7 protein-coding genes and 1 pseudogene are annotated in these 10065 nt (G+C 59.6%); 1 reads left to right on the top strand and 7 read right to left on the bottom strand.

The features are described 5' to 3' along the window. The coding region (locus A5782_RS25895) for an MlaD family protein (protein WP_156624097.1) at window positions 1-443 on the bottom strand (443 nt) is incomplete at its 3' end. A gap of 925 nt (window positions 444-1368) precedes the next feature. Between A5782_RS25895 and A5782_RS25890 the strand changes: the two are divergent. Continuing rightward, window positions 1369-2016: pseudogene (locus tag A5782_RS25890) on the top strand (cyclopropane-fatty-acyl-phospholipid synthase family protein); the annotation flags it as partial. Between the two features lie 206 nt (window positions 2017-2222). On the opposite strand, the gene A5782_RS24430 reads toward A5782_RS25890, so the two are convergent. The 6 genes from A5782_RS24430 to A5782_RS24405 all read right to left on the bottom strand — a co-directional run bounded on the left by A5782_RS24430 (window position 2223) and on the right by A5782_RS24405 (window position 10022). Then, a complete protein-coding gene (locus tag A5782_RS24430; RefSeq protein ID WP_067104850.1) occupies window positions 2223-3401 on the bottom strand; it encodes a cytochrome P450 in 1179 nt (392 codons plus the stop codon). Then, window positions 3388-4806 (bottom strand): AarF/ABC1/UbiB kinase family protein, encoded by a 1419-nt coding sequence (locus A5782_RS24425; RefSeq protein WP_231986774.1) that lies wholly within the window; start codon window positions 4804-4806, stop codon window positions 3388-3390. The genes A5782_RS24430 and A5782_RS24425 overlap by 14 nt, the downstream gene beginning before the upstream one ends. A 410-nt stretch (window positions 4807-5216) precedes the next feature. Continuing rightward, window positions 5217-7115, bottom strand: coding sequence for an anthranilate synthase family protein (locus A5782_RS24420; RefSeq protein WP_231986773.1), 1899 nt, complete (start codon window positions 7113-7115; stop codon window positions 5217-5219). 13 nt (window positions 7116-7128) lie between these two features. Beyond that, window positions 7129-7821: an isochorismatase family protein gene (locus A5782_RS24415; protein WP_067104849.1), complete on the bottom strand. Its 693-nt coding sequence runs from the start codon at window positions 7819-7821 to the stop codon at window positions 7129-7131. A 215-nt stretch (window positions 7822-8036) separates the two neighbouring features. After that, entirely contained in the window at window positions 8037-9257 is a 1221-nt protein-coding gene (locus A5782_RS24410; RefSeq protein WP_067104848.1) for a geranylgeranyl reductase family protein, read from the bottom strand. Window positions 9258-9389: 132 nt separating this feature from the next. Then, the gene (locus A5782_RS24405) at window positions 9390-10022 is read right to left on the bottom strand and encodes a pyridoxal 5'-phosphate synthase (RefSeq protein WP_067104847.1); all 633 of its coding nucleotides are present in this window, start codon (window positions 10020-10022) and stop codon (window positions 9390-9392) included. Between the last annotated feature and the right edge of the window lie 43 nt (window positions 10023-10065).

Below are 10065 nucleotides of genomic sequence, written 5' to 3'. Positions count from 1 at the left end.
AGATGTGTATAAGAGACAGCATCGATCACCGTGCGCGGCGAAATCTTCTGCGGCGACGGATTAGCCGGCGTCGTCAACGACACATACTTACCGCCGAACACCGTCGTCGCCTTGATATCAGCATTCACATTCGACGGAATCAACGCCAAATACCGCGGATACACCTCCAACGTGAACTTCGCCGCCGGCTTCCCATCACGCACCGTCTCCGCAATCGACCCCACCCGGCCGATCTCCACCCCGTTATAAGTCACCTTCGAACCCGGATCCATCACCAACCCGGCCCGCGACGCCAACATCGTCAGCTGCGTCTTCGGGGTGAAACCGCCCCGGAACTGCCCGTAGATCAGTCCTGCGAGGAGAGCGAGGATTGCTAGCACAGCAACGCCGATCCACCGATAGGGCGGACGCCGCTGAGAATTGGTTTGCGCAGGCGAACTCATGGCGTCTATACCGCGGGCACAATCACTTTGTCGCTAACAAACTCCGCGGTAGAGGTTTTTGTAGCGGGCGTCCAGGTGTCCGCCTCGATGCGCGCCCGCTGCGCAGGTCTCTGCTCCGTTGTAAGCCCAGACATCATCTCGTCCCTACAAAGAGTACGCATCGATCCGCTATCTCAGGCGGCAGTCCGACATGAACACTAACAGCCGGTCTGTCGGGTAGTAACTCTGTCTCTAAACACTGAGATGCAAGGCCAATACCGAGCCGCGCGCGATGTACGAGACTGTCCGATCGAACCTGCCGCGGCGAAGGGATCGCATCGATAACATTGCAACCAAAAGTGATTCGACCATGCTGGCAAAACGGGTTCTTCATCTACTAGGAGCTCTGCGCCCGCTGCGCATGGTCCAAAGTGGTTGCGCTGTAGTGCTCGAAAAATATTGGAAGCCAATAAAATACGGCCGCGCTGACGTGGTAGAGCGAACGCGCCAGTGATTGAGTCATGGTAAAGGGATGGCTCCCTGCTCGGCCTGCTGTATGGGCTTGATGACGTAACCGATGTGTTGGGACTTCAGGCGATGTCTCGCGGCTTGACCCATGCCACCAGAAGGTGTCCATAACCCGCACCACTATGCGATGCCGGCTCAGCGCCGCACGACCCGACGATCAACTCGGCTTGTCATCGGACTGCGCACGTAGGTCGCTGCCACTGTTGACTTCTTCATCGACACTGAGTTCGCTAGCGTGATGCCCCCAACTGTGGACCACATGGGTCTTGAGAAATGCCGCCCGCGGCACACGGGCCGATGACAACAACACGGGCAGTGTTCAGGTTGTGAAACCACGCCGGTGAAAAACTCTCACTCATCCGAAAGTGCCATCCAGCTTGCGCGGCGATGGTCCAAAGAGCTCGCTCACGCAGCCGCCATGTGTTTTATGCCGACAGCTAACCGCTACGGCAAGCTCTACGACGACGTATTCGGCCTGACGAACCTGCTCGGCGAGGAGTCGCTCTACATCAACTTTGGATATTGGAAGGATTGCCCGCAAACACTAGACGATGCATGCGCAGACCTCGCTCGCAAGCTGGGCATCGAGGCCCAGCTTGGTCCTGGAGATGTCGTTATAGATGTGGGCTGCGGCTACGGCGACCAAGACTTCTTGTGGGCTCAAGAGTTTCGGCCAGAGCGCATCGTTGGAGTGAACCTCACCCGTAATCAGATCGAGATTGCAAACGCCAGGGCGCAGCGGCGTCGACTCGCCGACAACGTGTCTTTCATGCAGGGATCAGCCAGCCGGCTGCCCCAACCAAACGGCACGGCCACGAAAGTCACCGCGCTGGAATCCGCATTCCATTTTCCTTCACGCTTGGATTTCTTCACCGAGGCTTTCCGCGTGCTCAAGCCGGGCGGTCGGCTAGTGCTGGCCGACATGGTGCCAGTAGCCCCGCGAGAGGTCACCGGGCCTTTCAGGAAAATATGGCCACTCGGCGCCGCAGTTCGGGCGGTATTCAATGCCGACCGACGCCACCCGATCAACGTCGACACCTATCCAAATCTGTTGTGCGAGGCTGGCTTCGAGAACGCAACCGCGTATTCGATACGTGAGCATGTGTACCGTCCGTTCGCGTCGTTCATGCGCGGCCGACGCAATGATCCCGATATGCGACGAATCAATCCTGTCGGCCGGCTGTTCTTCGGACCGACAGGCATGTCCGTGTGGATGCCCTGGTTAGATTATGTCATTGCTACTGCCGACAAGCCGGCGCACTGGCGCATACCTCACGATCGGAAGACCAAGGGAACCTCTTTGAGTCCACGTATTGCCGCCGCCTCCCGCCACACCACATCCCCAGCTAGCTCCGGTTTGCGAGCCAACGTCTTGCGCAGCGCCACCTCGATCATTAACCGGGCCAACGCCGCGCCCACACAGTGATGAGCACCATGACTGAACGAAAGCGGCGCAGGAGTCGGCCTACCCGTACGGAACTGCTCCGGCGCCTCGAAGATCGTCGGGTCGCGGTTGGCTGCGGCCAGCACCACCACCGCAGGCTGCCCGACATCGATTTCTACGCCCTCAACGACATGAGCCCTCGACGCAGTTCGAGCCGTGGACTGAACCGGGCCATCAAGGCGCAACAACTCGGTGACCAATGACGGATCTTCACTATCAATACCGTCGACTAGGCGTATGCCCTGGTCGTTCGGCCGTAGAAGTCGGAACATCGCTGTTCCCAGCATATTTGCAGTTGTCTCGTGTCCAGCTACCGCCAACAGTATCGAGGTCATGACAACGTCCTCGAGCTCCAATTCAGGATCGGATGCGATGAACGACAACAGATCGTCTCCCGGCTGTTGTCTCCGATGTGCACCTATGGGGAGGAATTCGGTTAGCAACGCCGCCAGTCCCGTCACGCCCTCAGCGACCGCCGTCGCGTCTGCAAACTCGCCGAGCATCCGACTAATCGGCGGAGACTGGTCGCGCAGAAGCTGGAGGCTGTTGGCGTCCACGTCCAGCCAGGCCGCCGCCACCGCGATGGGCAACGGAAGCGCAATGCGGTCCATAAAATTAAACAGGGTCCCGCTGGGGACATAACCAACAATGTCATCAGCCATCGATGCCACGGCGTCAGCGAGCTGACTGATATTTCGGGGGGCGAAGACATCGCCCAACGACGCCCGCAGGCGAGCGTGCCGGGCTCCGTCGACAAAAAGCATGTTGCGATTGACTAGCTCCCGGCCAAGCGGGTCCATCGCTGCCTGCACACTTGGTTTCGACAAAGGATGAATCCAACCAGAATCACTCAAAATCTGCCGTGCGGCACGGTATCCTAGGACAAGCCAGGCGCCGACATCTTCGTCCCAGACAACATTGCCCTCTTTTCGGCGATGCTCGTAATAGGGGTAAGGATTGCGTGGATCCCACGGCAAACGTGGGAACAATGCTTCAGGTACGCCCATGATGATCCAATCCACACGGCAATCCCCGGGCCCGCCGCCAACTGTGATGCTCCTTGCCCAAATCGGTGCTGGGCAGCGCAACTCCGTCCAGGTCATCAGAAATCGCGCGCACAGGAAGGGTCGCTCCGAATCTGGCAAATATTGTATTCAGGTTCAAACTGATACGGGTCGAGAACACTAGATGGTCAGGAATCGCCATCCGGCGCACGATATGATCCCCTGACCGAACATCTATCAAACTTCGAACCGCCCGCCGCGTCGTGTCTTTCGAATACGTGACGGGCTGCGGTGCAAGTGCCTCGTAGAGGATTTGTGCCCACCACCGGTATGCCTCATCGGATGTCACCGTGGAGTCGTCTGCGAAAAATCCAGCTTCTACCATCAACTGGCGAAGAAGGTCGCACCGTCCATCCATCGCCGCGCGCGGCATATCAATGAGCTGGCGGCGTTGATGTTCGGGCAACAGGATGACACATCCGAAATCCACAAAGCCCACTTTTCCGTCACGACCGAACCGATAATTGCCTGGGTGGGGATCGGCTTGAAAGAGATTGCTGTGCCGATAGGACCCGAAGGAAAACCGCTGAATGACCTCCGACCAAATGTTTTTCAGCGCTTGGTCGGCCCCCTGCGCGGAAGTCCAATCGAGGCCTTCTAGGAAGGTCATCGTCAAAACCCTGCCGCCAGAGGCTTCCCGAATGACCTCGGGTACTTCGATGAATGGGTGATCGTGGTATAGCGCGCGGAACATGGCGATGTTAGCCGCCTCGTGCTGGTAATTAACTTCCTCAGCGATCCGCGAGGCGACCACGCGCACAGCACGTTGAACGTCAGGTTGCGACGTACCCGAGGCCAACGACGCGAGCCGAATCAACGTCGCCAAGAATTCGGTGTTTGACAGGTCATCACGAATCGCTTGCGCCGCACCAGGATATTGGATTTTCACAGCGACTTTGCGCCCGTCATGAAGCGATGCCCGATGCACCTGACCGATCGAGGCGGCCGCAATCGGCATATCAGAGAATTCCGCGAAGACCTGCTCCAGCGGTTGCCGAAGGTCGGCGCGCAGCACCTCTTTGGCCACATCGGGATCCATCGGAGGTGCGTCGGCCTGCAGACGAGTCAACGCCACCTGATAGGGCGACAGCTGACCGCTGCCAAACGAGGTCGCGTCGATCATCGACAAAATCTGGCCAGCCTTCATCAAGACACCTTTGGACTGCCCGAGAAGCTCGGTGTACTGCTCAGCCGTCCGCTCATGAAAACGCGACACTGCCCCAGTGTCGCCGGACTTTTCGCGCAATGCGGCAACCGCCGCGCCGCCGAGCGCGCGGGCGCTGAAACCGGCCAACGGTATGGTGCGCCGAAGCCGTCCGCCCGGGACCACCTGATTACCGCCGGCCACCGTAGCCCCGCATCCATTCGTGCGCCCGACATAAGAGTCCGTAAACGCATTCGGGCACTGATGAATTCGTAGTCGCCGAGGCCCAAACATCAGTCGGACATGCGCTAGGCACAACCCAACCTACATCGCCACTTCCTAGGGGCTCACGGCACGCGGGTAAGTGGTCGTCACAGGCGCAATAGTAGAGGCGGGTTGGGTGCACAGCTTGGTGCGTCTGATGCATCGCTCCCCCACAGTCTGGACTCGTGCGCTGCCGGCAAGCTCTGCTCTGTGCACGGTTACACGACGATATTGCCTCCACACGCCGGCCGAAACCCGGGAGTTGCACAGTCGCTCCGCAGTTGAGGCGTTGCCGCCCAGCGCAATACAGGAACTGAGGAGCGGTGATCAAGCCATACCACGTCCAAGCGTCACGCACTGGACCGCTGCCGATCGCTATCAGCCGGCACCACCTGTGCGTGCAGCAGGCGCTCCAAGGCCGCAGACAGCACCGGCCAACCATCACGCGACAACACCGACTCGGCATGAAATTGGAACGACTCAAACCGCGCTCCGCGAAGAGCGTAGATCTCCTCGCTGCTGGGATCCCTACTGACCTCGACGCGGCCGGCAATCACGGCTTCGAGCTCGTCGGCCGTCGAGCGTGCGACAAAGGTGTTGTAGAAACCGGCTCGGACTGTACGGCCAAATAGGTTGATATCACGGCCCACACCCTGGTTAGGCCTCTCGAGGTGACAAATGGGCAACCCGATGATGTCGCAAAGGATTTGGTGGCTTAGACAAACGGCCAGAAAGGGAGTATCGCTGAATAGCCCCCGAAGAATTGCCTTCCGCAAAGCCGATACCCGGGAATCATGGCGTGCCTTCGGATCACCCGGGCCAGGCCCGAAAACCACCACGTCGAAGCCGGAGAAGGTGGGCTCAGAATCGATGGCGGTGATCGTGACCCGTACGCCGAGTGCCCGCAGCATCGTGGCCAGCATTGCAGTGAAGTAATCTTCGGCATCGATGAGCAATACTGTTTTCCCCACAGCGATTTCACGTGCACATCCGCGGCGCAGCGTCGGATCCAACCAGAATGGCGAGGCGAGCGCGTTGCGCCGCGCGAGCAACTCAGCGACGCCGGAGCTGTCCTGGTCTGAACAGCCAGACAGTGGCTTGCCAGGATGCCCGCTGACTAACGCGGCAGCTTTTGCCCGCGTCTCGTCGGCCTCACGCTGAGGTTCGGAGTCACGCACCAGCGTTGATCCGACAGTGATACGGGCTGCGCCTGTTTCGTCGACCACTGCGGTGCGGATGATGATCGCTGAATCCATCCGGTGGTTGCCATCAGGTGCGCGCTCGATGAGCGCAGCGACACCGCTGTAATAGCCGCGTCCAACTGACTCCTGCCGAGCGATCACGCGGCTGGCATTTTCCAATGGGCTTCCCATAACAGTCGGAGCGAACAGCGTCTCGCGAAGCAACGTCGTTGGCGGTACGGCTGCGACGCCATGAATCATGTATTCCGTGTGCGCAAGATGGGACATGCACTTGAGGTTGGGACCCGAGACGATCCCCCCCTCGGGGCACACTCGCGACATCATCTTGAGTTCTTCGTCGACCACCATGAACAACTCGTCGATTTCCTTCTGGTCATTTAAAAACTGCCGCAGACCTGCCGCCGTAGGACCACAGTCGGGATACCGGTAAGTACCACTGATCGGATTCATAAAAACCGTGTTGTCGCGGAGTCCGACATGCGCCTCGGGTGTGGCGCCCACAAACCACCACCGCCCTGTGTAGATGAGATATGTCCAGTACGCGTCGGCTTCATGCGCCAAAAGGTGCCGAAACACTTGTCGCGCAGTGCGACCGGGCTCGGCACCAAAAGATCCGATCAACGATCGAGCGACGACAAAATTGGACCCTTCACCGGCGCCGATTTCGTTGTGCACGACGGCCTGGACAATGCGGCAGTACTGCTCATCAGTGATGTCGAATTCGAAGTCTGACCAGTCGACAGGTTCAGATGGCAGCATCTCCAACAGCTGAGCTCGCCCTATGCGCTCACGGACCTTGAGCTGCATTGCCAGCAACGGCATACCGTCGTCGTTGCAAACCATCCCCCGTTCCTTGATCTGGCGAAACGGCAACAGCGCCAGCACATCCGACCGTTCGAGCGCTTTCGCGAGTTCATCGAGACGATTCATGCCAACCACATCGCCGCGTAGAAGTTCGACGTTATGCGCATCGATGTTGGGCCGGTACAGCACTGCGAACGGGCGCTCATCGCCGGCAAAGTCCTCAATTGGGGAGAAGACGGTCAAGTCAGTAGGCCTGTCACAGCTTGACGTCTTCCTCGGAAGCCGTCACCGACTTGATGTCGCCGACCACGCTGGCGGTCGTGCGCACCATCGCACAGCGCGCTGCAGCGTACTCGAGTGACAACTGATGGTCCTCACGGCAAAAGTCAGCGACCGCATCCGCGATAAGGAATGTCTCGATGTCGCGCGCGTAGGCGTCCGCGGCGGTCAACAACACTCCGACGTGGGCGTAGACGCCACAGATAATCAGCTGATCCCGCCGATTCTGCGTAAGCCAATCCGCGAGGTCTGAAGCGTGAAACGCGCTATAGCGCCATTTGACGAATAGTCGGTCGCCGGTCGTTGGGGCTAGCTCCGCCACGATTGCGCGATCGGTCGGGTCGGTTGTCATTCCAGCGCCCCAGAAATGGCGTAACAATCCGCGCTGCTCGAGTGTCATGCCCCCGGGCTGCGCTGTGTAGCCAACCGGGATACCAGCCGCGGAGCAGACGTTACGCAGCCGGGCCACATTTTCGACGAGCGCCCGGTACGGTGATGCACCCCTAGTCAGCGGGCGCAGGAAATATCGTTGCATGTCGTGGATCAACAGGGCGACACGGCCGGCGTCGACTTGCCAATCGGCGACATTGCTAGGCAGATCGTTAGTACTTGGCATCGAATAGGAGATGCAGTCGGGCAACTCACCGAAACGCGGTGCGGGTCCGGTCATCTCCCGCACAGTATTGCCAGCCCACCGTGCCCGTCGAGCATGCAAACCAATCATGGATGGACGAGGTTCAATCTGTCGTCCGAGCGCCCGGATGAAACCAAGATGTGCAAAGAGCGTGCAACGTCTACCGTTTCGCAGTTGCACAGCCAGCTCAGCGACAAGAGCCCGGTGCGTATCCTCGCCCGTGTGTTGCGTGATACACGTCAGCGGAAGGTTTACCCAGCGAAAGGTGCGCGACTGTCAAAACGCCGAGACAGCGCACCTGCGCGTCGCCACATCCAGGCGACCCAGTCCTCGTCGTCATCGGATATGAGGTTACCCATGGCACGAACGCCAATGTCCATCAGCTTCTTTGATCGCATTCCTACCGGTCCCAATGCGGAAAGAATTGCTGGTGTGGTCAAGAGATAAGCCAGACGGCGCGCGACAGAGAATTCCCGGCCGTATCGACGTTGCAGCGTCTCTGGCCACTCCATCGTCAAGTCCGGGAGTTCGAGATGCTCAGCCGCGACCCGCCCGGTCTCTAGGGCGTAGTCGATGCCCTCTCCATTCAGCGGATTCACACAAGCTGCGGCATCACCGACGAGCATCCAGTTAGGTCCGGCGCAACCGCCCACGGATCCCCCCATGGGCAGCAGGGATGACATCCGTCCCAGCGGCTGTCCCTCAAATCCCCACTGCTGCTGACACATAGACGTGTAGAGCGAGAGCAAAGGGCGCAGCGCTGTGTCTGCGGGCCGCCGAAGCGCTGCCAACGTACCAACACCGATATTCACGGTGCCGTTACCGAGCGGGAAAATCCACCCGTAGCCGGGCAACAGCTTGCCTTCTGGTGAGTGAAGTACATGGGAACTGACCCACGGTTCGTCACCGCGTTCCGAGGTCAGGTAGCCACGAATAGCGACGCCATACGCCCATTTCCGGTACCACACGCGCCCCAGCTGACGACCGATCGGAGACTTTGCGCCATCGGCCACAATGAGCCGCTCGCAGCGGATTTCAGCGCCTGAATCGGTCGTCACCGACAGCACCCGGCCGGCACGGTCTTGAGTGATCGTGACAACTTTGGTGCCCAACATCATCTTGGCGCCTTCATCTGCGGCCACACAGCGGATTCGGTCGTCGAGTTCGGTCCGACGTATCGCAGTGCTCGTCGGCGGAAATGACCCCGTAGGCCAGGCCACCTCGACTTGCGTGCCGAATCCCGACATTCGCAGACCACGGTGACGGATACGGCCGTCGAGCCAGTCACCGAGCCCGAGCTTTTCCAATTCACCCATCGCGCGCGGTGAGACGGCATCTCCGCACGCCTTATCGCGCGGAAATTCCGCGGCATCGATAACGAGGACTTCGCGTCCTTGTCGTGCCGCCCACGCGGCCGCAGCTGACCCGCCAGGTCCGGCACCAACGACGATCAGCTCCGCTGTGCTCATCATGGGGGCACTATGGCACCCAAATGTGGTGTAGCCAATAGCCAAAAGGCCGCGACCACTGCCGACAATGGGCCAACCAAGTGCACGGGTGACAGCTGACTCGATTGCACCAGCTCTCGGCCACACCGCCTCACCTCAGGGTTGAAGCCTCACCCACGTCCATCCGTCACCGAACTGTTCATAGCGCAGCCGCCGGTGCATCCGGTCAGATGAGGCGCACCAAAACTCTACGACGCTCCAGCCCAGACGGTACCCAACAAACCGCTGCGGACGGGGAAACTGTTGACCCTCAGCGCTACTTGCTAGCCGCCGCAAATGTTCTGGATCCTCCAGGACCTCACTTTGGAACGAAACAACCGACATCGGCTGTAGCGCTTTTGGCCGGCTGTGCCAAATGGCATCTGATTCGGCAGCGCCCATCATCGATACAGACCCGCTCACGGCGATCTGCTGGCCCGTCTCACGCCAGTACAGCACCCCGGCTGCCCACGGATTGGCCGCAAGCTGTTGGCCCTTATGGCTTGTTGAGTGACTGGCGAATGCCAAGCCCCGCTCATCGATTTCGATCACGGTCACCATCCGTACACAGGGTCGTTGGTTGGCATCCAGCGTGGCTAACGCTAGCGCTCGTGGCTCGCGAACCCCACAGCGCTCCGCTGTGCCCAACCAGTCCTCCAACACCGGAAACGGCGAATCAGTGGGTGAATCGTAGTGTGGGAAAGGCGTATCTGAAGCACCTGTCAGGGATTCAAATGCACTCGCGCCCAACGTATTGCCCTCTCAGAGTCAGCGCACGAAAGTAAACTCTCGG

Origin of the sequence: Mycobacterium sp. 852002-40037_SCH5390672 (assembly GCF_001665875.1) — a bacterium.
Classification (GTDB): Bacteria; Actinomycetota; Actinomycetes; order Mycobacteriales; family Mycobacteriaceae; genus Mycobacterium.
Note: the sequence above shows the minus strand (reverse complement) of the source record. Positions and strands in the feature narration are given on the sequence as shown.